The organism is Marinimicrobium sp. LS-A18 (genome assembly GCF_000463525.1).
In the GTDB taxonomy this organism is placed as follows: Bacteria; Pseudomonadota; Gammaproteobacteria; order Pseudomonadales; family Cellvibrionaceae; genus Marinimicrobium; species Marinimicrobium koreense.
The window spans coordinates 374,681-399,685 of record NZ_AWEP01000006.1; the positions used below are offsets into that span (position 1 = coordinate 374,681).

At 59.9% G+C, this 25,005-nt stretch carries 19 protein-coding genes; 5 read left to right on the plus strand and 14 right to left on the minus strand.

Features of this window, described 5'->3' with window-relative positions; genetic code table 11:
• Nucleotides 1-6: 6 nt before the first annotated feature.
• Nucleotides 7-2,052, minus strand: a complete 2,046-nt coding sequence (gene prsK, locus N645_RS0112950; protein ID WP_024461942.1) for an XrtA/PEP-CTERM system histidine kinase PrsK — start codon at nucleotides 2,050-2,052, stop codon at nucleotides 7-9.
• Between the two features lie 312 nt (nucleotides 2,053-2,364).
• On the opposite strand from prsK, the gene N645_RS0112955 reads away from it, so the two are divergent.
• On the plus strand, nucleotides 2,365-3,630 hold the full coding sequence (locus N645_RS0112955; RefSeq protein ID WP_024461943.1) for an ammonium transporter: 1,266 nt from the start codon (nucleotides 2,365-2,367) through the stop codon (nucleotides 3,628-3,630).
• 149 nt (nucleotides 3,631-3,779) lie between these two features.
• Nucleotides 3,780-4,118: a P-II family nitrogen regulator gene (locus N645_RS0112960; RefSeq protein WP_024461944.1), complete on the plus strand. Its 339-nt coding sequence runs from the start codon at nucleotides 3,780-3,782 to the stop codon at nucleotides 4,116-4,118.
• Nucleotides 4,119-4,190: 72 nt separating this feature from the next.
• Here N645_RS0112960 and N645_RS0112965 read toward each other — a convergent pair whose 3' ends face one another.
• Entirely contained in the window at nucleotides 4,191-4,526 is a 336-nt protein-coding gene (locus N645_RS0112965; RefSeq protein WP_024461945.1) for a hypothetical protein, read from the minus strand.
• A gap of 303 nt (nucleotides 4,527-4,829) precedes the next feature.
• Between N645_RS0112965 and N645_RS0112970 the strand changes: the two genes are divergently transcribed.
• A complete protein-coding gene (locus N645_RS0112970) occupies nucleotides 4,830-5,120 on the plus strand; it encodes a hypothetical protein (protein ID WP_024461946.1) in 291 nt (96 codons plus the stop codon).
• 150 nt (nucleotides 5,121-5,270) lie between these two features.
• On the opposite strand, the gene N645_RS0112975 is transcribed toward N645_RS0112970, so the two are convergent.
• The 10 genes from N645_RS0112975 to N645_RS0113020 all read right to left on the minus strand — a co-directional run bounded on the left by N645_RS0112975 (nucleotide 5,271) and on the right by N645_RS0113020 (nucleotide 19,573).
• Nucleotides 5,271-5,564 carry a hypothetical protein gene (locus N645_RS0112975; protein ID WP_024461947.1) on the minus strand — a complete coding sequence of 98 codons (294 nt, stop codon included), beginning with the start codon at nucleotides 5,562-5,564 and terminating at the stop codon, nucleotides 5,271-5,273.
• 41 nt (nucleotides 5,565-5,605) lie between these two features.
• Nucleotides 5,606-7,144, minus strand: a complete 1,539-nt coding sequence (locus N645_RS0112980) for a methyl-accepting chemotaxis protein (protein ID WP_024461948.1) — start codon at nucleotides 7,142-7,144, stop codon at nucleotides 5,606-5,608.
• A gap of 247 nt (nucleotides 7,145-7,391) precedes the next feature.
• Entirely contained in the window at nucleotides 7,392-10,448 is a 3,057-nt protein-coding gene (locus tag N645_RS17100) for a S8 family serine peptidase (protein WP_081666132.1), read from the minus strand.
• Between the two features lie 385 nt (nucleotides 10,449-10,833).
• On the minus strand, nucleotides 10,834-11,610 hold the full coding sequence (locus N645_RS0112990; RefSeq protein WP_024461950.1) for a ThuA domain-containing protein: 777 nt from the start codon (nucleotides 11,608-11,610) through the stop codon (nucleotides 10,834-10,836).
• A 282-nt stretch (nucleotides 11,611-11,892) separates the two neighbouring features.
• The gene (locus tag N645_RS0112995) at nucleotides 11,893-13,110 is read right to left on the minus strand and encodes a hypothetical protein (protein WP_024461951.1); all 1,218 of its coding nucleotides are present in this window, start codon (nucleotides 13,108-13,110) and stop codon (nucleotides 11,893-11,895) included.
• A gap of 100 nt (nucleotides 13,111-13,210) precedes the next feature.
• Entirely contained in the window at nucleotides 13,211-14,680 is a 1,470-nt protein-coding gene (ubiD, locus tag N645_RS0113000; RefSeq protein WP_024461952.1) for a 4-hydroxy-3-polyprenylbenzoate decarboxylase, read from the minus strand.
• A gap of 144 nt (nucleotides 14,681-14,824) precedes the next feature.
• Nucleotides 14,825-16,084 carry a transcription termination factor Rho gene (gene rho / locus N645_RS0113005; RefSeq protein ID WP_024461953.1) on the minus strand — a complete coding sequence of 420 codons (1,260 nt, stop codon included), beginning with the start codon at nucleotides 16,082-16,084 and terminating at the stop codon, nucleotides 14,825-14,827.
• A 390-nt stretch (nucleotides 16,085-16,474) separates the two neighbouring features.
• On the minus strand, nucleotides 16,475-16,804 hold the full coding sequence (gene trxA, locus N645_RS0113010; protein ID WP_024461954.1) for a thioredoxin TrxA: 330 nt from the start codon (nucleotides 16,802-16,804) through the stop codon (nucleotides 16,475-16,477).
• Nucleotides 16,805-17,030: 226 nt separating this feature from the next.
• Nucleotides 17,031-18,722 carry a sensor histidine kinase KdpD gene (locus N645_RS0113015; protein WP_024461955.1) on the minus strand — a complete coding sequence of 564 codons (1,692 nt, stop codon included), beginning with the start codon at nucleotides 18,720-18,722 and terminating at the stop codon, nucleotides 17,031-17,033.
• Nucleotides 18,723-18,733: 11 nt separating this feature from the next.
• Nucleotides 18,734-19,573: a response regulator transcription factor gene (locus tag N645_RS0113020; RefSeq protein WP_238559253.1), complete on the minus strand. Its 840-nt coding sequence runs from the start codon at nucleotides 19,571-19,573 to the stop codon at nucleotides 18,734-18,736.
• A gap of 129 nt (nucleotides 19,574-19,702) precedes the next feature.
• Here N645_RS0113020 and N645_RS0113025 point away from each other — a divergent pair, with 129 nt between their 5' ends.
• Complete coding sequence (locus N645_RS0113025) at nucleotides 19,703-21,175, plus strand: hypothetical protein (RefSeq protein WP_024461957.1); 1,473 nt, start codon at nucleotides 19,703-19,705, stop codon at nucleotides 21,173-21,175.
• 44 nt (nucleotides 21,176-21,219) lie between these two features.
• Nucleotides 21,220-21,927 carry a vWA domain-containing protein gene (locus N645_RS0113030; protein ID WP_238559254.1) on the plus strand — a complete coding sequence of 236 codons (708 nt, stop codon included), beginning with the start codon at nucleotides 21,220-21,222 and terminating at the stop codon, nucleotides 21,925-21,927.
• A gap of 150 nt (nucleotides 21,928-22,077) precedes the next feature.
• Here N645_RS0113030 and N645_RS0113035 read toward each other — a convergent pair whose 3' ends face one another.
• Together N645_RS0113035 and rpiA are read right to left on the minus strand one after the other, a co-directional pair.
• Entirely contained in the window at nucleotides 22,078-23,703 is a 1,626-nt protein-coding gene (locus N645_RS0113035; protein ID WP_036161367.1) for a methyl-accepting chemotaxis protein, read from the minus strand.
• 598 nt (nucleotides 23,704-24,301) lie between these two features.
• A complete protein-coding gene (gene rpiA, locus N645_RS0113040) occupies nucleotides 24,302-24,979 on the minus strand; it encodes a ribose-5-phosphate isomerase RpiA (protein WP_024461960.1) in 678 nt (225 codons plus the stop codon).
• Nucleotides 24,980-25,005: the final 26 nt, after the last annotated feature.

A 25,005-nucleotide genomic window follows, 5' to 3' on the forward strand; every position in this document is an offset into this window, starting at 1 on the left:
TTCGTTTTACTCTTGCGTGACCGGTAAGGTGACGGTCACGGTGGTTCCTTCGCCGACGGCGCTGATCACATTCAGTGTGCCGCTCAAGTCATTAATATACTCGCGGGACAGGTAGACGCCAATCCCCATACCCTTGCCGGACTTGGTGGTTTCAAACGGCTTGAACAGCCGGTTGTGAATGAAATCCCAGTCCATACCGCTACCGGTATCCTCGATGGCAATCACCGCTTCGTGATCGTCGCACCGGAGGGTGACGTGAACCCGGCCGTCGTCCGGCGTCGCTTCAAGGGCGTTTTTGATGAAGTGGGTAAAGGTCATTACCAAACGCACTTCGTCCGCTTCAATGTACCTTATATCGTCGCTGATTTCAGCCGTCAGCATGGGTTTTTGTCGCCAACATTCGGCGACGGCTTTTTTTACAATGTCGTTGATCGACAGGCGGGTAATCAGGTCTTTACCGTCGGTACGCAGCTTTTTGAGGAGGTTGTTCATCCGATCGACGGAGTTGCTGATGGTATGAATGGCATCGTCGATGAACTCGGGTTTGTCCTTGTGTTTTTCCGCGTTTCGTACCACCAGTGCCTGCTGGGCAATCAGGTTGTTCAGGTCGTGAATGATGAAAGCCACGAGCTTGTTATAGGTGTCAAACTGGCGTCCCTCGGCGAGCTGTTCGGCCTGCTGGTGCCGTTTGAGGTAACTGGCCAGTTGGCGTCCCATGGTTTTCAGCAGGTCCAGGTCCTCCCAGGTCAGGGAGGCGTCCGCCACCGGCTTGGTCAAAGCCATGAACCCGATCAGTTCGTCACCGACAATAAAGGGGAACAGCAGCCACAGATCGGGAATGTTGTGCACCCAGGGCGGCAGGTATTCGTTGTACTGACTCAGGGCGAGGTTGTCGCCACTTTCGGGAAAGAAAACCCACTCGGACTGTAAAAAAGTCTGACAGAAAGGGCTGTCCACCGGCTCTTCCTGAAGATCAATGTAGCTGGGCAGGCCACTTTGATAGACCGGTTCGTAAAAGCCCTGCTTGCGAATCCAGATGGCGCCGCCCGGGGTTTTGGTCACCGAGGCTACCGCAAAGAAAGCCCGTTCATTGGCTTCGCTGGTTTCCGCCGGCTGGGCCAGATAGTTGATCAGGCGCAACCATTCACTGCGGTAATCGTACTTGTGCCGGAACAGGTGTTTGTTGATCAACACCGACAGGCGGGAGCGGATGGTGGTGGACGCGAATACGGTGGTGATCAACAACACCGCACCGATCAACACCAGACTGTAGATGACAGTCCCCCAGTTGCCGCCATACAGGCGCACGTAGTAACCACCAAGGGCGAGAATGGTAATCAGCACCCCGACGGCAATCAGGGAGGTGGTGTAAAAGGCAATCGGTCGGGACAGCGTAAAGTTGGCCGGCCGGTCATTGCGCTGGAGAAGCAGCAGGCCGCCGAGGGCCATAAACAGACAGGTGGCAATGGAAACGGCGGCCCGGGATTGCCACAGCAGCGGATCAATCTGCTGGAAAATCAGAGCGTGGGTGAACAGATAGATGTCGTACAGAAACAGCGCTGCCAGGTTCATGCACAACAGTTTGATCTGCCGATCGTTGCCGGCGGCGTAACGGAATAGCTGCTCTACACTCACCAGCCCGATCACCGCCAGGGACAGGGTCAGCCATGCCTCCAATGAAAAGATCATTTCCAGCTGGGTGACGGACGCGATCAGGGCGAACAGGGTCACCGGCCAGCCGATCAGAAACAGAATTTTGAGGCTTCGGGGCAGGGCACTGTTGGAGGCGCTGGCTTTCAGTGTCAGATAGACCGAGAGCGTCCAGATGTTGTAGTGCAGACACTCGAAGAAAAACGTCCAGTGAGTGGCCGGCCAGGGTTGATTGATGCCGGCGACGATGACCAGCAGGTTCAGGGTGTGTACTGCCGCCGCGGGGGCGAAGATGGCTGTCTTCTGTTCTTTGAAGAACTGATAGATGTACGTCAACGTCAGCAGCGCGGCGACGACGGCAGCGCTCAGGTACGCCATAAAGGTAACGTTGTCGTATTCCATCAAAATCAGATTCCTGCCTTCTTTATTCCTTGAGCATATCACAGTGCCCGTCTGGCACAGCAGGTGCCATTCTAAAGCGGAAAGCGGTGCCAGTTCCAGTTTGGTGCAAAGTTGGTGCGCACCGGGGCGGTGCATGCGCCATGTTGGTGCGAAGTGGCTGGTTGGCGCGCGACCCCCAATCCTGAATATTCCCTAAGTCTTTGAATAATAAGTTTTTTATCTTGTTGGCCTGCTCTATGCACTGTCCGGGGTCAGGCCGGCAATATCAGCTGTTTTTTTCAACTCACAATCCATAAAGACGGGGAAAATGCAATGGAAGAAAATATTTTTCATTTGCAGTATGCGATCGACACGTTTTACTTTCTAGTATGTGGGGCACTGGTCATGTGGATGGCCGCGGGCTTCTCAATGCTGGAGGCGGGTCTGGTCCGTGCTAAAAACACCACAGAGATTCTGACCAAAAACGTCTCTCTGTTCGCCATCTCATGCATCATGTATCTGGTGTGTGGTTACGCCATTATGTACGACGGGGGAATTTTCCTCTCCGGTATCCAGAACGTGGATGTCGCCTCTACCCTGGGTGAGTTCTCCGAACGTGGTGACTTCACCGGTGGTTCCATCTATTCCGGCGCTTCTGACTTCTTCTTCCAGGTCGTGTTCGTGGCTACCGCCATGTCCATCGTCTCGGGCGCCGTCGCTGAGCGCATGAAGCTGTGGGCCTTCCTGGCTTTCGCCGTTGTCATGACCGGTTTCATCTACCCGATGGAAGGTTCCTGGACCTGGAACGGTGCTGATGTCTTTGGCATGTATAACCTGGGCGACCTGGGCTTCTCTGACTTCGCCGGTTCCGGTATCGTCCATATGGCCGGTGCGGCTGCGGCTCTGGCCGGTGTAATCCTGCTGGGCGCCCGTAAAGGCAAGTACGGCCCCAACGGTGAAGTGCGCGCCATTCCCGGTGCCAATCTGCCGCTGGCTACCCTGGGTATGTTCATCCTGTGGATGGGCTGGTTCGGCTTCAACGGTGGTTCGGTGCTGAAACTGGGCGATATTGCCAACGCCAACTCCGTTGCCATGGTGTTCCTGAACACCAACGCCGCGGCGGCAGCTGGTCTGGTGGCTGCGTTGATTCTGGGCCGCATCCTGTTCGGCAAGGCTGACCTGACCATGGCTCTGAACGGTGCTCTGGCCGGTCTGGTAGCGATCACCGCTGAGCCTTCTACCCCGAGCGCGTTGGGTGCCAGCATCATCGGTGCCATCGGCGGTATCATTGTGGTCTTCTCCATCGTGGGCCTGGACAAGCTGAAGATCGACGATCCGGTCGGTGCCATCTCCGTACACGGTGTGGTTGGTCTGTGGGGCCTGCTGGCAGTACCCTTCACCAATAGCGACGTCAGCTTCCTGGGACAGATCGTGGGTGCACTGACCATCTTCATCTGGGTATTCGTGACCAGCCTGATCGTCTGGGGCATCATCAAAGTGGCCATTGGCCTGCGGGTCACCGAGGACGAGGAATACGAAGGTGTGGACCTGTCCGAGTGTGGTATGGAAGCGTATCCGGAATTTGTCAGCAACAAGTAAACAACAGCCGGGGGTGTTCTGCAGCCCCGGCGTTCAAGCCACTTGCTTTCGAGTGGCGGGAGATGACCCAAACCGCTGTAACGTGTATCTTAGTGGCATAGGTCACTTCAACACCGTCACTTTAAAGTCGTTTACGTAAGGAATTCACAATGAAACTGATCACTGCTGTAGTAAAACCGTTCAAGTTGGACGACGTGCGCACCGCACTGTCCGAAGTAGGCGTTCAGGGCATGACGGTCACCGAGGTCAAAGGTTTTGGCCGCCAGAAAGGTCACACCGAGCTGTATCGGGGTGCCGAGTATGTGGTGGACTTCCTGCCCAAGGTAAAGGTCGAGCTGGCTGTTGACGACTCGCTGGTCGAGCAGGCGGTGGAAGCCATTACCAAGGCGGCGCAAACCGGAAAAATCGGCGACGGTAAGATCTTTATCACGCCGCTGGAGGAGATCATCCGTATCCGTACCGGCGAAACCGGCCCGGACGCGATCTGACCCCGATTGCTCCAATACCAACCAAAACCGGCGCCTCAGGGCGCCGGTTTTGGTTTATGGGGAACGAACCGCTCAGTCCCCGGTTCGCGCCAGGATGGCATCCACTTCGGGCCTTAGTTGGGCCACATACTGCCGATGGCGCAGTATCATAAAGATGGGTAGCACCACCACCATGATGATTCCCCCGGTTACCGGCCGCCCCAGCCCCAGAGCCGGTCCCGCCACCAGCGCGATAAACAGCGATACCGCACAGATCCACACCAGGCTGATGACATTACCCCGCCAGTGGGCCAACTTTCTCTCCGGAGCATAAGCGCGCTCATGGGCTTGCTGCAGAATCGCCGCCTGTTCTTTTTCGGGCCGCTCTGCCAGTTGGGGGAAGTGTTTACTCAGTAACCGAACGTTCATAACTGCTTCCGTTAGTGGTTGAAGGTGCGCCAGGGGCGCGCTCTACAGGGTGGTCTGTGGGACTATACGCCGGTTTCAACGGTGTCGATGTGTCGGAACGATCTGAGGACACCCGCCGGTAATAACCAAAATTTTACCCCGGTTCCCTGCTAAGGTAAAAAAAGCCTAAAAACACCACCAAAAACTCATGACGTCGTCGTTTTCTTGCGCTATAAATTACGCGAAAACGGGTCAAAATCGGCCACTCGAAAACGGTCGTTATGGCCTGGGTTGACGTGCAACTGGCGTGGTGGAGGTGTCACTATGGCAAGTCAATATCCCCTTAACGACAACGATGTGGATGATGTGCTCGAGGATGAAGACAGTGCCGACGAGGAGGCGCTGGATGAGTCTGAAGTAGAGCTGTCGTATTCCGCTAAATCGGAAGCCCATGAGGACTTCAGTGTGGCCGCCCGCCAGCGGCTGCGCGATGAGTTGGCTCGCCAGGTGGAGGCCTTTCTGGCCCGGGGTGGGCACATCAGTGAAATTCCCTCTACCCTGAACAATGCGCGGCCGAAGAAGCCGGTGTCGGATTATGGTGATCGGATGATGTGATGGGGTGGTTGGGTTACGGCGGATGCGCGCTTCGCGCTTATCCGCCCTACGCGAACTGCGGAGGTATGCGTAGGGCGGATAAGCGAAGCGCATCCGCCGTAACCCGACTCGGCAGCATCCGCCGTCCCCACCCTACGCCGCTACCCCGAATCAACTATTCCGCGACTTGAAGGTCCGGATCGCCTCGTTAAACTCCGCCGCAAAATCTTCCAGCGCTGAAATTTCCTTCCGCTTCTCACCGCCACTCATGCGGGCACAGCCCAGGTACTCCTCCATGGCCTTAACGTAAGCTTTCACTTCATTGTTGGCTTTGACCATCTGAGCGGTTTCCGCTGTCATCGGGTCAGGAATGGCCGGCTTGGCGTCCGGGGCGCTACATGCCTGAGCCAGGCCAGGCAGACTGAGGGTGGCTACCACACTGCAAAGAAGTAGTTGTTTTTTCATGACGCTTGTTCTCTCTGGCTTATGGTTTTTGGTGCGCTGTCCTACAGCTTGAAGCGGTTCACCAGGCTGGTGAGTTTTTCCGCGGTTTCCGCCAGGCTGCTGGTGTTGGAATTGATCCGGCTGGAGCTCTCCGCCGTGCTCAATGCAACCTGGGAAATACTGTCGATGTTGCCTTCAATCTGTTGAGTGGCCGAGCTCTGCTCCTCAGAGGCCACCGCCACCTGGTTGGTGCGATCGCGAATCACGCTGACCAGCTCGGTAATATCCACCAGGGAACTGGTGGCTTCACCGGCTTTCTCCACCGATGCTTCCGCCTGGCTGGTACCCTCGGCCATCATTTCCACGGCTTCTTTGGCACCCACCTGCAGGCGCTCGATCATCTCCTGAATTTCGGTGGTGGAGCTCTGGGTGCGGGAGGCGAGGGTGCGCACTTCATCGGCCACCACAGCAAAGCCGCGACCCTGCTCGCCGGCGCGGGCGGCCTCAATAGCGGCGTTCAGGGCCAGCAGGTTGGTCTGTTCGGCCACTCCACGGATCACATCGAGTACCGAGCCGATGCTGACGGTTTCTTTGTTCAGCCGGTCAATGACTTCGGCGGCCCGACGGATTTCCGAGGCCAGGTTCTCGATCTGGCGGGTGGTAGCATTCACCACCTGCTTGCCATTGGCGGCGGACTGATCGGCCTGGTGCGCCTTCTCGGCGGTTTCGCTGACGCTCTCGGTTACGTCCTGCACCACATTGGCCATCTGCTTGATGGCCACCACCACCTGTTCGATTTCGGACTGCTGGTTTTTGATGGCGTTTTCGTTTTCGTTGGACAGCTGGGACACCATGTGGGCGTTTTCGCTGACTTCCTGGGCGGTGTCGGCCACACTGGCAATGATGCTGTGCAGGCGCTCCACAAAGGTGTTGAAGCAGGTAGCCAGCTCGGCAATTTCATCGCTGCCGCTCACCGGCAGGCGCCGGGTCAGGTCGCCCTCGCCTTCGGAGATATCCCGCAGGGCCCGTACCACCTGATTGACCGGCTTGGTGATGCTGGCCTGAACCAGGTAGGCAATCGAGGCGGCAATGATGCTGATCACGATAATGAGGATAACGGCATCGCCCACGGCCTCGCCGACCAGGTTGTCCAGTTCGCTCATGTCCACGCGGGCGGCAATGGAGCCGATCTGGGTATCGCCGTCCATGATAGCTTCGGTCATCACGATGTAACCGTCTTGTTCGATCATGCCGGGTTGGCGGGCCGTGCGGGGGATATCGCCGGGCAATTGACCGCCCTCCTGGCCACGAACGAACCAGGCAAAGGGTTTGCCGCCACTGTAAATCACCGCGTTGAGTACGCGCTCACTTTCCGTCAAGGCTTCCAGTGAATTGGTGACCGTGGTGGTGTCCCCAAAGCTGATGGCACCCACGTTGGAGGCCCCAAGCACCTGGGTTAGCGTACGGGTGTCTTCAATAATCGTCTCTTCCGTGGTGGCAAGCCCGGCCCGGACGGTAACCACAGTGGTCACAATGACCGCCAGGATGCAGGTCAGGGTGACACTCAGAAGGATTTTCCATTTCAGCGATAGATTGTTCACGATACCCTCATTTTTACTATTAATGGCCGACGCGTTGTTCCCGCTGATCCGGAAAGTGCTCCGTGGCGTATTTTCTCGCATTTTGCCACAGTGGTTCCGATCAGACACGGAATGTTCTAGAAAAAATTGTGATAAAAATCCTGAGGTTCGCTGATTCGGAGCATAGCGAACCCGGTATCAGACCAGAATTTGGGCTAATGGACCTGATGGCGGGGCGTCCTGCTATAGGGTTAGCGGCCGGAAATGATTACTCTTGAGAGCTTCTTTGTCGGCGCTGCTCGGGTGGGGGCACTTGCCTGACGTGGGTTGCGGGTGGTTCGGGGTTGCCCGACAGAGACTGGGAGCTGGATTCAAGCAGGCCCCCCAGAATACCCAAGGTAAAATCCAACCCGGTGCGGTCGGTGTCGGTCACCTCAATGACCTGTTCACGCTCCAGGCTGGGGTAGGCCCCACACTGCTCGCCCAGCTGGCAGATGATGCCGTCGGCGTCGATATCGGAGCCCGCGACCACAGAGTAGCGGCCCGGGAGTACGCCGGTGATCTCGAAGGTAGCTTCTTCGTTGGTGGTGTCCGTGGGGAGGGCCACCGCCTGGTAGGCCGTGCCTTCGGCGTCGTCCTGATCAATCAGCAGCACGTAGGTTCGCGTGAGCTGGCCGGTGGTTGAAACCGTGCCGACCTCCATGAAGACTTCCAACGTAAGTGTGCTGTCGCTGTCCACGGTGAACAGCACCCGACCCCGATAAAAGCCCGGGCTGTCTTCCAGGGACGCGCGGTCGACGCTGACCCGGTAACGGCCCAGGCCATTGGGCTCAACCTCAAAAGGCTCGACCGCCAGCCAGGGTACCTCGGTGTCAACGGTGATCGAGCCCGGCTCTCCCTCTCCCTCTGAGATCAATTCGACCAGCGTTTCCGACGTGGTACCCAGGTTGACCCGGGATGGCTGCACGTTCACCCGCGCCGGCCATTGGAAATCGCCATTGACGATGCCGTAGGCGGTGCCGACCGCCCGTTCGGCGTCAATCTGGCCATAGCCCAGCTCATCGCTGCGTGTGCCATCCCCCGACGTCAGATCCCCCTGTTCCAGCAATACGGTAAATTCCGAGGCGGTCAGTCCTGGGTATACGGCTTTCATCAAGGCCGCGACCCCGGCGACATGAGGCGCCGCCATGGAGGTGCCCTGGTAGGACAGGCTGTAACCGGGCTGAATGGCGCCGCTACCGTCGCGCTCCGCACTGGTGCTGAGAATACCGTCGGGGATGGCATCGCCATTGGCGTCTTCCCCGAGGTTGCCGCCGGGGGCGACCAGATCCAGTGTGTCCCCAAAATTGGAGTAGGGGGCGCGCAGGCCGGCGACAGTGGTTGCCCCCACGGAAATGACGGTTGGGTAGCTGGCGGGAAACAGCGGCTCGGAGGTGTTTTCATTGCCGGAGGAGGCGACGATCACTATGCCCAGGGTCTCATTGATCTCCCGAAAGGTGTCCGCTTCGATCTGGGAGTTGCCGGGGCCGCCCAGGCTGAGGTTGATGATATCCGCCGGGCGCTCGGGCAGGGTGCCGCTGTCGTTGTCCAGCCCGGCGGCGTACAGCACGCTCTGCAGGATATCGTAGCTGGTGCCACCGCCGACCCCCAGGGCGCGAAGCGGCATAATCCGCGCTCCCCAGGCAATCCCGGCACCGCCCCGGCCGTTGTCGCTGGCCGCCGCCACCGTGCCCGCCACGTGGGTGCCGTGCCAACTGTCCGGGTTCAGGCCATCGCCATCGCCCGGATCGTTGGGGTCCGGATCAATACCCGGTTGGTTGTCGTTGGCGACCTCGTCGTCCCGGATAAAGTCATAGCCGTCGAGCAATTGCCCCTGCAGATCCGGGTGTTCGAGCAGCACGCCGCTATCCACCACCGCGACAATGGGCGCCTCGCCGCTCTCTGGAGTCCCCGTAGTCAGATCCCAGGCGCGGGGCAGGTTAATGGCGTCGTAGTGCCACTGCAGGTTGTAGCGCGGGTCATTGGGTACGCGCTGGGCGTGGCGCCGGTAATTGGGCTCCGCCCGGGCGACGGTCGGATCCAGACGCCGGGCCTTGATGGCCCGCAGGGTGGTGAGCTTCTGGTAGGCGGCGGGGTTGCGTTGGCTGAGGCTGGCCAGGGCGCTGCCCGGACGATGGGCCGCACGGGCGCTAAACGGCGCACTGTGTTCCAGTTGCACGCGCACCCGGTTCGCCGTGTTCAGGCGCTTCTGGCCGGTCTCGGCGGGTATCACCAGCATCTGTCCCGGCACGAAGTCGCCGCTTTGAGTCTGGCTCAGATCGGTCTGCGGCGCGGTGCTCTCGGGGAGCAGGCGCAGTATGTACTTGGAGGTGCCCTGGGCCGCCGTGACTTCAATCAGGTAGTCCCCGGTTTCGCCTATGGTCAGCTCCTCAAACTCTCCGGTACCGATGGAGCTGCCGACCAGTTCCTCTGTGGCGGATGAAAACAGGTACAGATCCAGGTCGCCCTGATAGCGGGGTTCGTCACCCTCCGCCGGGGCGTAATCCACCACCTGCAACTGGATCAGCTGTCCCTCCTGAAGGCTGACCCGATAGTAATCCGCCGGGTTGGCGGTGTCGGCGAAGTGCGCCGGGAAGCGCGGGTCGATGTCGGCGGGTTCGGCGGTAGCAAAGCCGTCCAGGGTGGTGCGGTTATTGATGAACTGGGGGGTGTCGAAGCTGTCGTTCAGCACCAGCTCGGTGCTGGCGTCATTGAGTGTGCCGTCAAACTGATTCAGGGCTGTGGCGTTCAGGGTGCCGCTGACGGTGTACACATCCGGCTCAAAGCGGGTGGTGATAGTGCAATCGGCGGTGACCTCCGCCACGGTATACCGGTCGTCTTCAAGACTGCCGCCACAGCCGGAAATGCTGGCCAGCCGGTAATCCTCGGCGGGAAGCACGGCAAACTCGGTGATATCCTCAATGGTGACCAGGGCAGACTCTGGAGACAGCGTGCCCGAGCCGATTATCTGGGTGCTGATCTGATAATCGCTGAGTTCAAAGCGGGCGCTGACGGTACAGTCACCTTGAACCGCATCGGTGGTGAAGATATCCTGGGTGCGCTCGCCGCCACAGCCGGTAATGCTCTGCAGCTCGTAGCCCGGCTCGGGGGTGATGGTGAAGCTGGTGGTCTGGCCCTCCTCCACCTGGCGTTGGCTGGGCGTAATCTGCCCACCCGTATTGTTCTCCGCGCGCACTTCGTAAACCGTGGGCCCCGGATTGCCGCTGCAGGCGACCAGTGCCATTGTCAGGGCAAATGGCCAAGAGGCTCTGGTGATGACAGACATAGCGAATACCCAGCCGGTGGATCAGTCTTTAAAGGCTAGTATACGTCTGGGATATACGACAGGTTGTGCGGTGGGTGGCAAAATGGTGTGAAATGCGCCAGCGGAGCCACATAGGCAGGCGAAGGGTGCGGGCTTCGGCTCCGAGACGTCGGGCGGACCCGCCTTACGCTGTGGTAGGTTTGGGCCTGGTTACGGCGGATGCGGGCTTCGCCCTCCGAGGCGTCGGACCGATCCGCCCTACGCATACCTCCGCAGTTCGTGTAGGGCGGATCGGTCCGACGTCTCGGAGCCGAAGGCGCATCCGCCGTTAGCCCAGTAGGTCGGATTAGCGCGCAGCGCGTAATCCGACAAACCGCCCCCGAGGCGAGGGCGAAGTACCTAAGATCTATTTCTTGAGACCTTTACCCGTGGCCGCCCACATCAGGCCGCCATAGATATGCTCCAGAAACAACCGGTCTCCATAGGTGGCGGGAATATGCCCCAGGGCGGTGTAGAAGGCGCGGCCGCCATCATACTCGTGGTACCAGGCCATGGGCCGGAAATCCATGTCCTGGCTTTCCTTCTCGCCCCACTTGGCGTAAGGGTCATAGCTATCGCCATCCACGGACAGAATGTAGTTCAGCGTATCGATGCGCTCGGTGCCGAACTCATAGAACTCATCGGTCCACCAGAACTTGTCGGGCATGCGCTCCAGACCCGGGAATTTGCGATCCAGTACTTCGAGCTCAGCGGTCTGGTTGCGGGGGTGAATGTGGAACGTGCGGCCCACCATCTTGGTGTACCAGTCCCAGTCGTATTCGGTGTCCGAGGCGCTGTGGATACCCACGAAGCCTTTGCCGGACTGGATGAAGCGCTCCATGGCTCCCTGCTGTTCTTCGTTCAGGATATTGCCGGTGGTGAGCAAAAACAGGATAACGTCGTATTGTTCCAGGTTCTCGTCGTTGATCAGCTTGGCATCTTCGTGCCAGTCAACGGCGAACTCGTGCTTTTCGGCCATTTTGCGAATGGCGGCCACGCCTTCATTCACGGATTTGTGATGAAACCCATCCGTCTTGGTGAACATCAGGACTTTGAACTGCGGGATGGACTGGGCCTGGACGCTGGTAAAGGTAAACAGCAGACCGAGTACGCAGGCGGCGGTAAACAGATACTTCTTGAGCATTGCCGTGGATCTCCGGGTGTTGGGTTATAGTTAGTGTGACGCTATTGTGCCTTGGGTTGATGAGTATTGGAAGGTTTGGGTTATGGCGGATGTGGCTGGGCGTGGTTACGGCGGATGCGCCTTCGGCTTATCCGCCCTACGCGAGCTGCCGTGGTATGCGTAGGGCGGATAAGCCGAAGGCGCATCCGCCGTAACCCACCGTCACAATAACCTCCGCAGGCACGCGTGGGGCGGATCGGTCCGACGTCTCGGAGGGCAAAGCCCGCATCCGCCGTAACCCAACTATTCCGCCTGCCGAAGCAGCGGCGTATCCAGTACCTGTGATGGTTTACCCATCACCTCGGCCACCACCTCCAAAAACATCCCGGTGGTCACCGTGCGCTTCTCGATCAACACCCGCGTGACGTCATCCAGCGTGCGCTCGCCGTCGGTCACACTCTGAATTTCCCGGTCCAGCTTATCGAGCAGCACCACCGCCCGGGCACTGGTGGCACCGGCCGAACGTTTCTTGCGCAGGGTTTTCACCTCGCTACCCCAGTCGGCCAAACCTTCCATAATTCGCGTGCGTCGGGCTTCGGTCAGCGACCCGGCCCGATACAGCAGTTCCACCGCATAAAATTCCGCCAGCCCCTCGACCAACCAATCGCTTCTATCACGGCTGTCGATCCGGGTGACCACATGGATCAGCTCGTGAATGACCGTGCTGGTGCCGTTTTCGCTGACCATGGGTCGGTCGCCGTGCAGGAACAGGGCATTGGGCCCGGACAGGGCACCGCGCCACATGGGGTCGCCGTGGCCGATGACCGCGAATTTGGGGGGCGCGGTTTGAAACGCCTGTTCGACCTCGGGCCAGACGTTGGTGATCAGGGTCACCACATCCATCCGCCGCAGGCTGCTGCCCTTGGGCGCACTGACCACCAACTCGGTCTCACCCAGCTTCTCCCGGCGGGTGCCCAGTTGTCCGGCAATCATCCAGCCAGTGGGCCGGTCGAAGCGCCGCTCGGGGTTGTCGATCCGAAACCGGCGTGCCCCCTCTTTATCCCAGCCGGTGGTGACGCTGGTCCAATGCTTCGGTAACGAAAATTCCAGCCAGGCCTCGGCGTAAACCTTACCTGCTGTCCGCACGCGGGCCGCCGGAATGATGTCGTCGCCCCGAAAGATGGCCCAGTTCTCGGTCATCAGAGAGTCGTACTCGCCCGGGTCGCGCTCGTGGGACACTTCTACGTGCAGGGTTAAACGGGCGTTGCGCTTGGGCGGCGTCCAGAGTGCGCGATCGTCTTCGATTTTCAGCTCGCCGTTGGCTTCCAGATTGGAATAGCGGCCGGAGCTGAGATCAAAATCCAGTAATTTCAGCAGGCCCCGGTGGTCGCTTTCAATCACCACCTCGGCGCGGTCGTGCTCGGGGTTTAAGGTGACGTGGTAGTGGATTGGATAGGTGGGGTTCTCTGCGTTGGCCGCGAGAGAGATAATGAAGATTAAAATTATAGAGAGTAATCGCATGCAGTTCGCCGGTAGGTGGACGTTTGGTAACGGCGGATGCGGGGTCTAATCGCTGCGCTAGGCCCCTACGCGGACTGCCGTGGTATCCGCCGTAACCCAACTACGAATCTATCCCCAACTCATCCCACAACGCATCCACGCGTTGTTTGATTTCGGGGTCCTGCACAATAGGACTGCCCCATTCGCGATCAGTTTCACCGGGCCACTTGTTGGTGGCATCCAGCCCCATCTTCGAACCCAAACCGGATACCGGCGAGGCAAAGTCCAGATAATCAATGGGGGTGTTATCCACCAGCACGGTATCCCGGCTCGGGTCCATGCGGGTGGTGATTGCCCAGATGACATCCTTCCAGTCCCGCGCATTGACATCATCATCCACCACAATCACAAACTTGGTGTACATGAACTGACGCAGGAACGACCAGACGCCCATCATCACCCGCTTGGCGTGACCGGGGTACTGTTTCTTCATGGTCACCACCGCCATGCGGTAGGAGCAACCCTCTGGCGGCAGATAGAAGTCCACAATTTCCGGGAACTGCTTGCGCAGAATCGGCACGAACACCTCGTTCAGTGCCACGCCGAGAATGGCCGGTTCATCCGGCGGGCGGCCGGTGTAGGTGCTGTGATAAATGGGATCTTTGCGGTGGGTGATGCGCTCCACGGTAAACACCGGGAAGCGATCCACTTCGTTGTAGTAACCGGTGTGATCCCCAAACGGCCCCTCATCGGCCATATCGTCCGGGGCCAGATAGCCTTCCAGAATAAATTCGGCGGAGGCGGGCACCTGGAGGTCGTTGGTCTGGCTTTTCACCACTTCGGTTTTATCGCCCCGCAACAACCCCGCGAACCCGTACTCGGACAAAGTGTCTGGCACCGGGGTGACTGCGCCAAGAATGGTGGCCGGGTCCGCGCCCAGCGCGATGGAGACCGGGAAGGGCTTACTCGGGTGGGCTTTCTGCCAGTCCCGAAAATCCAGAGCGCCGCCGCGGTGGGCGAGCCAGCGCATGATCAACCGATTCTTGCCGATCTTCTGCATCCGGTAGATGCCCAAGTTCTGTCGCTCTTTTTCCGGGCCCCGGGTAATCACCAGCGGCCAGGTGACCAGCGGGCCGGCATCGCCGGGCCAGCAGGTCTGAATGGGGAGCTTGTCCAGATCCACCGCGTCGCCTTCCAGCACCACTTCCTGACAGGGCGCCTTACGCACGACTTTCGGGCCCATGTTCAGGACCTGTTTGAAAATCGGCAGTTTCTCCCAGGCGTCTTTGAAGCCTTTGGGGGGGTCGGGCTCTTTCAAGAAAGCGAGCAGCTTTCCCACTTCCCGCAGGGCTTCCACGGAATCTTCACCCATGCCCAGTGCCACCCGTTCAGGGGTGCCGAACAGGTTACCCAGCAGCGGAATATCGTAGCCCTTGGGGTTTTCAAACAGCAGGGCCGGGCCACCGGCACGCAGGGTGCGGTCGCAGATTTCCGTGATTTCCAGGTAGGGATCGACTTCGGCGGTGATGCGTTTGAGTTCGCCGCGTTGTTCGAGCAGGTGGATGAAGTCTCGGAGGTCGCGGTATTTCATAGGCGAGGGGCGTGGAGGCAGATTATGTTAGGGGCGTTTTGGTAACGGCGGATGCGCGTCGTGGTGTGGTTACGGCGGATGCGGCCGTTGGCCTTATCCGCCCTACGCCTGCCACGGCAGGCCGCATCCGCCGTTGCCCAACGTTTACTTCCGCTTCATGGACAGGAAGAACTCATCATTGGTCTTGAAGTCCTTCAGCTTGTCCACTAGGAACTCGGTCGCGGCCACGTCTTCCATGTCGTGCAGCAGGCGGCGCAGAATCCAGGCGCGCTGCATTTCATCTTCCTTCATCAACAGGTCTTCGCGACGGGTGCCGGAGCGGCGCACGTTGATGGCCGGGTAGATACGCTTCTCGGCGATTTTCCGATCAAGGTGCAGTTCCAGGTTGCCGGTGCCTTTGAATTCTTCGTAAATCACTTCGTCCATCTTCGAGCCGGTGTCGACCAGCGCGGTGGCGATGATGGTCAGGCTGCCGCCCTCTTCAATATTCCGGGCCGCACCGAAGAAACGCTTGGGGCGCTCCAGGGCGTGGGCGTCCACACCACCGGTCAGCACTTTACCGGAGGAGGGGATCACGGTGTTGTAAGCGCGGGCGAGACGGGTGATGGAGTCGAGCAGAATGATCACGTCTTTCTTGTGTTCCACCAGGCGCTTGGCCCGCTCGATCACCATGTCGGCGACCTGCACGTGACGGGCCGGCGGCTCGTCAAAGGTGGAGGCGACCACTTCGCCGCGCACCGAACGCTGCATCTCGGTCACTTCTTCCGGACGCTCGTCAATCAGCAGAACGATCAGGTGGCACTCGGGGTTGTTGCGGGTAATTGCCTGGGCAATGTTCTGCATCATCAGGGTCTTACCGGCTTTCGGCGGTGCCACGATCAGGCCGCGCTGGCCTTTGCCGATGGGAGAAATCAGATCGATGATGCGCGGAGTCAGATCTTCGGTGGAGCCGTTACCGGCTTCCAGGCGCAGGCGCTCATCGGGGAACAGGGGGGTGAGGTTTTCAAACAGGATTTTGTGCTTGGAGCTTTCGGGCTTGTCAAAGTTGATCTCGTTGACCTTGAGCAGGGCGAAGTAGCGTTCGCCTTCCTTCGGGGGTCGGATCTTGCCCGCAATGGTGTCGCCGGTGCGCAGATTGAAGCGGCGAATCTGGCTGGGGGAGACGTAGATGTCATCCGGGCCGGCCAGGTAAGAGCTGTCGGCCGAGCGCAAAAAGCCAAAGCCATCCTGCAGAATTTCCAGGACGCCGTCGCCGTAGATGTCTTCACCGCTTTTGGCGTGGCGCTTGAGGATATTGAAGATGATGTCCTGCTTGCGCGAACGGGCCATGCTTTCCAGCCCCATTTCCCGCGCTATGTCGATCAGTTCTTCGATGGGTTTGGTTTTCAGGTCGGTTAAATTCATACAGTGTGACTTTGGTGTGAAGGTTAATGGATTTGTTGTTGCACGAAAATTGTGATTCTGAGCGTGCGGGACTGGCGGTGCCGGGGTGCTGTTATCTCTGCTTACAGGCTGACTGCAGGCCAGGGTGGCTGAGCCACAGAGCGCCGAAACAGGGAGAACAAGCGGGAATTTATTGGAAATCAACTGGCGTTTCAGTCAACTCCCCGGAGCTGCCCATCGATTTGGCTGGTCCATCGATCTGGATGGTGGTTCAGAGCTGAATCAAGGCCGGGCAAACATCGAATGAAGGGAGTATAGCGATAAACGCCGGGTAGTGCAAAGGCGCCGGTCTCTGCTCGCCGTGCGCCCGGCAGCCACCCGCCAGGCGGGGGCTGCCGACGGGGTTCGGGCTTACAGAGCGCCTTCGATAAACTCGACCAGCTGCTGCTTGGACAGTGCGCCCACCTTGGTAGAGTCCGGCTCGCCGTTCTTGAAGATGATCAGCGTCGGAATACCACGGATGTTGAACTTGCCCGGGACTTCTTTGTTGGCGTCCACATCCATCTTGGTGATCTTGATCTTGTCACCGTGGGTGCCGGCCAACTCGTCCAGGATCGGAGCGATCATTTTGCAGGGACCGCACCAGGCCGCCCAGAAATCCACCAGAACGGGCTTGTCGGACTTCAGAACTTCGGCGTCGAAGCTCTCGTCAGTGACGTGCACAATAGCGTCGCTACTCATAAAGCTGTGTCTCCAAATCGGTATCGTGAGTGAAGCGGTGTCGACCGCGCCAAGCGGGTCGTGGCCGCTTTATACGTGTGCCAGCATAATAAGGATTGCACCGCGGCCAGGCAAGGGGCAAAAAGCAATGGCGCTTATAAATGCCAACAATATAAAAACCTATGCTGGTAGTAACGTTTAATTATATATGGGGGTGATTGGCGGAATTTCAATGTCCCTGGCGGGTTCAGTCCCGGTACTCCTCAAGGGCCTCGAAGGGGCGGTTCAGGTCCTCAACCCGGGGGGCCAGAGCGTCCAGGTCCTCATCGTCCCCCTCGACCCTTGAGGCCGCAGTGGGCAGGAGCACCCGGAAGCACACCCCGGCGACATCCAGCGGCGTAAAGGTGAGCTTGCCGCCTTTGCGCCGGGGCTGCACCTCCAGGGCCCAGCGGGGGGTGGCCGGGTTTTGCGGATCCAGCCGGGTCTCCCGGCCGCTGGAGGGGTCCAGCTCAAGGGCGAGGGTGTCCTGACTGCCCGTCGGAGTCAGCTCCACGCGGGTGATGGCCTGGTCGAAATCCCATTCCAACGTCGCGGCTCCCGGCTCGGAGGAGGCGCTGAGGGTCTGGGCCCGCCGACACTGGGGCTGGCCGTCTTCGTTCAGGGTGACTTCAATCACTTCGGTGGTCAGCTGGCCGTCGGCCAGGGCGATGCGCAGGGAATAATAGGCGGGCCGGTTTTCAACGTTCTCGACCTTTACCCGACCTTCATAGCCCTTGACGATCTCCTGGACAAAGAACAATCCGAGCCCCTTGCCGTGGTGCTCCCGGGCGCGGCGGGTGGAGTAGCCGAGCTGGAAAATCTGCTCCATGGCGTCGGGCTCGATGTGGGGGCCCCGGTTGTACACCGCGAGCTCGACCCGGGCGCCCTGCTGGCCGAGGGTGAGCGCGACCCGGTTGTATTTGGATTTGGCCTTTTTGCGGGCAAAGAACTGGGCGTTCTTCAGCAGGTTTTCCAGCATCAGGACAAAGTGGTTTTCGTTGCCGAGCAGGCTGTCGGTCGGGTCCAGATAGGCCCGAAACTGGGGGTCGTCGTCCAGTACCAACCGCTCGGTTGAGCCCTCATCCAGGGCTTCGAGCCGGCTCGGTGATTCCTGCAGCAGGGGCGCGAGTGCCTTCAGTGTGGCCCGCCTTGGCCGGTAATCCGGGCGGTGGGGTACGGCTTCGGAGGCGTCATCGTTCAGCAGGCGCTGGTAGTAGTGCTCCTCACACTCGCACAGCTGGTTGCCGATGTGCAGGGCAATATTGTCCGTGGTGGACAGGTCCAGCAGGTCCCACAGATAGCGCATCGCCTCGAAGGCGTCGCGGTCTCGGCCATGAGTCTCCTCGTCCGGATATTGGTCCTGTTCCAGGTGACTCTGTAAGGCGGTCTGCACCTTGTCAAAGCAGATGACTCCGTTGTGACGCACTTCGGCGGCGATGCTTTTGAAGTGCAGAAACTTTTCGTCGTACTCGATATATTCCAGCAGCTTCTCGCTGATAAACAGTTTCAGTTTGTCGGCGTGACCGGCATAGGTGTGGGCTTTGAGTTGCAGTTGTTTCTTGCTCTGCCAGACCTGGTTCAGCTCGGTGCGCAAGCGCTCGATATCCCGGTCAAAGGCTCGTAGGCGCCGGCTGTGATGGAATACGTCGCGCAGGATCAGCAAGGCAAAGATCAGCAGCGCCGCCAGTTTGATCTCCAGCTCCTGGACCAGTGGGTGCAGACGGTAGCCCTCGGGCATCAGGCCCAGTTCGCGCAGTAGCTGGGGCTCGCCCGCCGCCAGCAGGTAGGCGCCCAGCGCCAGCCCGGCCAGGCTGCTCAGCCAGGGAAAGGCCAGCCGGCGCGGGCGTACCGACGGCGGATGGGAGGCAGTGTTGAGGGTAGTATTGTCGGGGTCGGCCACGGTGTGGCTCCTTACTCTGATTGGACCGGCTTCCAGCAATAGGCACCCAGGTCCCCAAAGGTGACGATCCCTTCGCCTCGCTGACACAGGGCCATGAAGTCCCGCTCTGGTTGGGCCTGCTGAACGGCGTGGCGCAGGGTTTTGATGTGCTGGCGGTAATTGGCGTAGGAAAACCGCTCCGGGTCGGCTTCCAATCCCTGGGCCATCTGCAGGGTGGATACCGGCCGGGGGGAGGCCTCCACCAGGTAGCGCAGAATTTTCCGGGGCGTCGGGCCCAGCGGACGGCGGGGATTGTTGGGGTTCATCAGCTTGTGGCCGTGCCAGAAGACTTCCCAGGTGAGCTTATCCAGGGTCAGGGGCCCGCTGGTGAGCTGTTCGGTTGTAGGTGCTTCGCGCTGGCGCAAGGCGGCCTTGATGCGCCAGCACAAGACCGCTTCGATATTGCGTTGATGCTTGGCGATAAAGTCCTGAATGCCTCCCTGCTCGAACGCGCTCTGCTCAATATCCGTGCCGCTGTACTCGGACAGATAGACCTGGGGGACGTCGGGCCATTTGCGCTGCAGTGCCCGGGATACCGAGGCGCCGGCGCTGTCCCGGCCGTTCATTTGAGCGTCCAGCAAGGCTATATCCGGTGCCTGGCCGGCGCCGCTCTGCTTGATGTGCTGACAGGCCGCTTCGGCAAACCGGAATACCCGCACACGGGTGGGCCGACCATCAAAATCGGTGGCCTCGAGCACCGGCTGGAACTTCTCGATCCAGTGGGACTGATCTTCAACCCAGAGTATGTCTGCCATGGCCAAAGTGTAGCATTGGCTGCCAGAAAGGCTGTGATGGCGGTCACTGTTGGGCAAAGCCGCCCGCTTCTGAGGCGGTATAAACCGCCTTGCCTTACCAACTCACCGATTTTTCACCGACGTTCGAGATACTTCGACTCAAGCCAATCCGCTGGTTGGCACATTCATTGATTCGGAGGATTCATCATGTTCAATCAACTACTGACCCTCTGGTCGGATTCGCCGGCGCTCTCGCTGGCAATCTGGCTGGTGATTCTGGTGGTGGTGCTCTATCTGGGGCGCCGCCACGCCCATCAACTGTTTCGCGCCAGTGGCCGGGCCGTGCATGGCGCCATGCGCCTGTGGAGCCGGTCCATTGGTCAACTGGAAGATCGCCTGGTGGCGCGCAACCGGGACGTGCTGCTGGCCATGGGGCGCCGCTCGGCGGAAGCCGCCATTGAGCGGGACTTCAACCGGGTGCACACCATCATGGAGCGGGATCTGAGCCGCTACCCCAATCTGCACCGCAAGATTGCCGACGCCATCGAGAAGATCGAGGCCGACTATCAGGAGGCCAGCGATGCGCCGCCTCTACCACCGGCCTGGTCGGAGGTGATCGAAACTGTCTCCGGCCTGCCCGGCAGCAGTGACCCGGCGGTACACAAGGTGTTGGAAAATATCCGCGAGGTGATTGAGGACGCCCATAAAGAGACCTTGAAGCTGTACCAGAAAAGCAGCCGCGAGCGGCACCGGATTCTGGCCGGCATGCAGCCCCAGTGGCGCTCCCTGGATCAGAACCTGAGCCAGGTGAAGCAGACCATTGATGGGCTGGATGAGCGCAGCAAGACCATTGATGAACAGATGCAGGAATACGCGGCGATTCGCGCCGGGGAAGACAAAGCGGTGAACTCCCTGACCGCTTCCTCCATGACCCAGTTCCTGATTGCCGGGCTGGTCTTGGCAGTCGCCCTGATGGGCGGGCTGATCAACTTCCACCTGATTGCCATGCCGATGTCGGAAATGGTCGGCAGCAACAGCTACGTGGGGTCCATGCGTATTTCGGACGTCGCCGCGCTGGTGATCATTCTGCTGGAGGTGGCCATGGGGGTTTTCCTGCTGGAGTCCCTGCGGATCACCCATCTGTTCCCGATCATCGGCAGTATGGACGACCGGATGCGTCGGCGGATGATGATTGCCAGCCTGACGCTGCTGACCATTCTGGCCAGTATCGAAGCGTCTCTGGCCTACATGCGCGACCTGCTGGCTCTGGACCGCGAGGCGCTCAACCAGACCCTGACCGGTGCCGCCGTGGTGGAAGCCCAGTTCCGTTGGATTCCCTCCATCGGGCAGATGGTGCTCGGCTTTATTCTGCCGTTCGTGCTGGCGTTTGTGGCGATTCCGCTGGAGTCGTTCATTCACTCCCTGCGCACTGTGGTGGGGGTGATGGTCGTGGCACTGCTGCGGGGGCTGCGTCTGATCGTCCGCCTGGTGGGCGGCATGGCCAATCACCTGAGCAAGATGCTGGTGCATCTGTACGACATGCTCATTGTGGTCCCCCTGGCCATCGAGCAGTGGGTGAACCGCCCGCGTTCCAGTGAGCGCAAAGCCGACCGCGAGGACCCGCCCTGGGATGACAGTGAGGATCTGGAAGCGACCAAAGTGTTGGGGGTGAAGCCATGAAGCGAACTGTGGAAACAGCCATGAGGCGTAAGACGGAGACAGCCATGAAGCGTACGACGAAGACAACCATGAACCGTTATTACGGTTGGCTCCGGCGCGGCGCTGTCCTGGCCGCGCTGCTCAGTGCGCTGGGCATGATCAGCGCCTGCAGCGACACCCAGCGGCCGGATAACCGCGCCGTGTATCTGCTGCTGGATACCTCCGGGACCTACACCGAGGAGCTGGACAAAGCCCAGTCATTGATTGCCTATCTGCTGGGCAGCCTGGACAGTGGTGATTCGATGGCGGTGGCCCTGATTGACAGCGGCAGCTTCACCGAGAAAAACATCGTCGCCAAAGTCACCTTTGACGAGCGTCCGAGCGTGGCCAACGGCCAGAAGCGGGCCTTCAAGGAAACCCTGGATGAGGTGTTGGGGGGTATCGAGCGAGGTGCCGCCAATACCGACATTACCGGTGGCGTGATTCAGGGCCACGATTACCTGACCGAAACCGGCGCCGGGCAGCGCTACCTGTTCGTGTTCTCCGACCTGGAGGAAGACCTTCAGGAAGGGCAGATCCGGGACTTTCCCATCGACATGTCCGGGGTGGAAGTGGTCGCGCTGAATGTCACCAAGCTGCGTCGGGACAATATCGACCCCCGGGACTACGCCAAGCGCCTGGAGCACTGGCAGGGCCGGGTGGAATCCGGCGGCGGCCAGTGGCGGGTGATCAATGATCTTGAGCGTTTGGGCGAAATGATTCAGTGGCGTTAGTAGAGGCATTGGTGGATGAGTCCGAGTAGGTCGGATTAGGCCAAAGGCCGTAATCCGACACAATACAGACGCCCTTGTCGGATTACGGCCTCCGGCCTAATCCGACCTACGTGGGGTACGGTTGTCCCGCCCCGGCTTTGGATATACCGTCTAAACCCGGAAATGCGCGATCTGTGTTGATAAATGCCGCGACAACTCATTGAGATCCCGCGCGGTTTTGGTGGACCCCTGGGCGCTCTGGTGGGCGCCCTGAACCAGCTCCACCACCCGCTCGATGTTCTTGTTAATCTCCTCGGCGGCGTAGCTCTGCTCCTCGGCCGCCGTGGCGATCTGGGCATTCATCTCACTGATGCTGGCCACGGCCCGGGTAATTTCGGCAATCGCCTCACCGGCCTCCCCGGCACTGGCCACGGTATTCTGGGCCTGCTCCTGACTGGCGGTCATGGCGGACATGGCGTTGGCAGCGCCGGCCTGCACCGCATCGATGATTTCCGCAATCTCCCGGGTGGAATCCTGGGTCCGACGGGCCAGGGTGCGCACCTCATCGGCCACCACCGCAAAGCCGCGCCCCTGCTCACCGGCCCGAGCCGCCTCAATGGCGGCATTGAGGGCCAACAGGTTGGTCTGCTCGGCGACGTTCTGAATCACTTCGAGCACACTGCCAATCCGGTTGGTTTCACCCTCGAGCTGACGCATGGCCTCGGCCACGGAATTCACATCGTTGGACAGATGATTGATCGAATCCAGCGTGGACTCCATCACCGAGCGCCCACGTCGCGCCCCCTCATCGGCCTGATTGGCCGCCTCGGCGGCCCCGGAGGCGTTGTTGGCCACCTCCTGCACCGTGGATGACATCTCATTGACCGCTGTGGCCACCTGATCGGTGGACTGTTCGGTTTCACCGGTCAGCCGGGTGATTTCATCGGCGTTCAGATTGATGTGCTCGGAGGCGCGGTTGAGTTTGAGCGCCGAGTCTTTTACTGAGCCGATGACGCCGCCCATCTCGGACTGTAGCCGGGTCAGGTTGTCGCTCAGTTGTCCCAGTTCATCGGCCCGCTGGATACGCACCTTGCCGGTGAAATCCCCCTGGGCCATTTCCTGAATATGGTCCATGAGAACTTTGAGTGGGCGCAGGAAGGCGGCCCGCAGCGTCCACCACAGCAACACCACCACCAGCAGGGCGACGCTCGCAATGGCCACTTGCGACCAGAAACTGACCTGGGCGCTGCCCTGTTCGACCTCGCGGGTGAGGGTGGAGACGGTGGTGCTGATGTGTTCTGCAGCGTCGTTCAGCAGCCGACTGGGCTCCCGGTCGATGCCGGAGACGGCGTTATCGCCCACTGTCGGGTCGTAGTTGTTGGCGCTGAAGGCTTCAAAGCCGGCGCGGTATTCGCGGAACAGTGTCTGGTGGGCGTCGAGAAAGTCGGCCACTTCCTGGCGCACGGGGCCCTGTTCCATTTTGCTGAGCAGTGCCTGCCCTTCGTCCTGGATGATGTTGTGCTGTTCTTCGAACTGGTTCCAGTACCGGACGCGGCGACTGTCGTCGTAGCCACGCAGGAGAACGTTTTTCCATTCCTGAACCTGGACTTTAAAGTCGAAGTTCATCTGGTTGATGGCTCGTTCCTGGGCGATGTTGACGGTAATCAGTTCGTTGTACCGATCCAGCCGCTGGTTCAACTGACTGATGGCGATCACCGCCGTCACCAGCAAGCCCCCCAACCCGAGCCCCACCACGGCCATCAGCCGAGTCTGCATGCTGCGCTTGATCCAGTTCATGAAAGCTTATCCTTTGATTGGATTGAGTGTGGGGCATTGAATCCGGTCACTTGAGGGGTAGACCGTTTGTAGACCCGCCGTGAACCCGGTCCCTTCGCGCTCCCGGCGCTTCGGGACACTTCCTACATCCATGTGGGTCGTCCACGGGGGCTTCTCGTCGACATCCATGTCTCCGAGAGTCTACAAACGGTCTACCCCTCAAGCGCCCTCAGTGCCAGCATCAACTGCGGTGGCAAATGTACAGAGGTTATAGAGGCGCTATCGGCAGGATGAGGCCAATCTTAAGAGTTGCTGTTCGCGATTAAGTCCGAGTAGGTCGGATTCGGCCGAAGGCCGCAATCCGACGTCGAGTGCCAAGCGTCGGGTTACGCGCTGCGCGCCAACCCGACCTACGCGAATTTGATGTGAAGCGCGAAAGAGGGTGGTGAGCGTTTAGGTTTGTCGATGGCACTGAGGTCCGGGGTGGGGTGTATCTATCCCGGACCGTAAGCGGAGGGACTCCGCGCGTCGAGCCCCCAGGGATGGGTTTACGGCGTGTCCGGGATAGATACACCCCACCCCGGACCGGACTCGCTTCGAAGCTAAGAGGCTATCGCAGTTAATACTTGGGCTTGATGGTCTTCACACCCTCAGCGGTGCCCAGCAACAACACATCGGCGCCGCGTCGGGCGAACAGGCCGTTGGTGACCACCCCGGCGATCTGGTTGATCTCCGCCTCCAGCTTCTTCGGCTCCATGATCTCCAGATGATGCACATCCAGAATCACATTCCCGTTATCCGTCACCACACCCGTGCGATACACCGGATCGCCGCCCAGCTTCACCAACTCGCGCGCCACATAAGAGCGCGCCATCGGAATCACCTCCACCGGTAGCGGGAAAGCACCCAGCACATCCACCCACTTGCTCTCATCAGCGATACAGACAAACTCCCGGGATACCGCCGTGACGATCTTCTCCCGGGTCAGCGCCGCGCCACCGCCCTTGATCAGCTCCAACTGGGCGTTGCTCTCGTCGGCGCCATCAACGTACACCAGCAGCTCGCTGACCTCATTCAGGTCATACACCGTGATGCCCAGCTTCTGCAGACGCTCCGCCGAGGCATCCGAGCTGGCCACGGCGCCCGCGAAATCGTCTTTGAGCTTACCGAGGGCGTCGATAAAGCAATTGGCGGTGGAGCCGGTGCCCACGCCGATGATGCTGTCGCGCTGAAGTTTCGGGGCGATGTAGTCGACGGCGGCCTGGCCGACTGCCTGCTTGAGTTCGTCCTGGGTCATGGTCACCTCGCTGTTGTGGATGCGCG

Excerpts from the sequence above, each read along its gene's own strand:
- N645_RS0112965 (WP_024461945.1), bottom strand. The coding sequence starts at position 4,526 with ATGAACGTTCGGTTACTGAGTAAACACTTCCCCCAACTGGCAGAGCGG.
- N645_RS0112960 (WP_024461944.1), top strand. The coding sequence starts at position 3,780 with ATGAAACTGATCACTGCTGTAGTAAAACCGTTCAAGTTGGACGACGTG.
- rpiA (WP_024461960.1), bottom strand. The coding sequence starts at position 24,979 with ATGACCCAGGACGAACTCAAGCAGGCAGTCGGCCAGGCCGCCGTCGAC.
- N645_RS0112995 (WP_024461951.1), bottom strand. The coding sequence starts at position 13,110 with ATGCGATTACTCTCTATAATTTTAATCTTCATTATCTCTCTCGCGGCC.
- ubiD (WP_024461952.1), bottom strand. The coding sequence starts at position 14,680 with ATGAAATACCGCGACCTCCGAGACTTCATCCACCTGCTCGAACAACGC.
- N645_RS0112975 (WP_024461947.1), bottom strand. The coding sequence starts at position 5,564 with ATGAAAAAACAACTACTTCTTTGCAGTGTGGTAGCCACCCTCAGTCTG.
- N645_RS0112990 (WP_024461950.1), bottom strand. The coding sequence starts at position 11,610 with ATGCTCAAGAAGTATCTGTTTACCGCCGCCTGCGTACTCGGTCTGCTG.
- rho (WP_024461953.1), bottom strand. The coding sequence starts at position 16,084 with ATGAATTTAACCGACCTGAAAACCAAACCCATCGAAGAACTGATCGAC.
- trxA (WP_024461954.1), bottom strand. The coding sequence starts at position 16,804 with ATGAGTAGCGACGCTATTGTGCACGTCACTGACGAGAGCTTCGACGCC.
- N645_RS0112970 (WP_024461946.1), top strand. The coding sequence starts at position 4,830 with ATGGCAAGTCAATATCCCCTTAACGACAACGATGTGGATGATGTGCTC.
- N645_RS0113025 (WP_024461957.1), top strand. The coding sequence starts at position 19,703 with ATGTTCAATCAACTACTGACCCTCTGGTCGGATTCGCCGGCGCTCTCG.
- N645_RS0113035 (WP_036161367.1), bottom strand. The coding sequence starts at position 23,703 with ATGAACTGGATCAAGCGCAGCATGCAGACTCGGCTGATGGCCGTGGTG.
- prsK (WP_024461942.1), bottom strand. The coding sequence starts at position 2,052 with ATGGAATACGACAACGTTACCTTTATGGCGTACCTGAGCGCTGCCGTC.
- N645_RS17100 (WP_081666132.1), bottom strand. The coding sequence starts at position 10,448 with ATGTCTGTCATCACCAGAGCCTCTTGGCCATTTGCCCTGACAATGGCA.
- N645_RS0113030 (WP_238559254.1), top strand. The coding sequence starts at position 21,220 with ATGAAGCGTACGACGAAGACAACCATGAACCGTTATTACGGTTGGCTC.
- N645_RS0112955 (WP_024461943.1), top strand. The coding sequence starts at position 2,365 with ATGGAAGAAAATATTTTTCATTTGCAGTATGCGATCGACACGTTTTAC.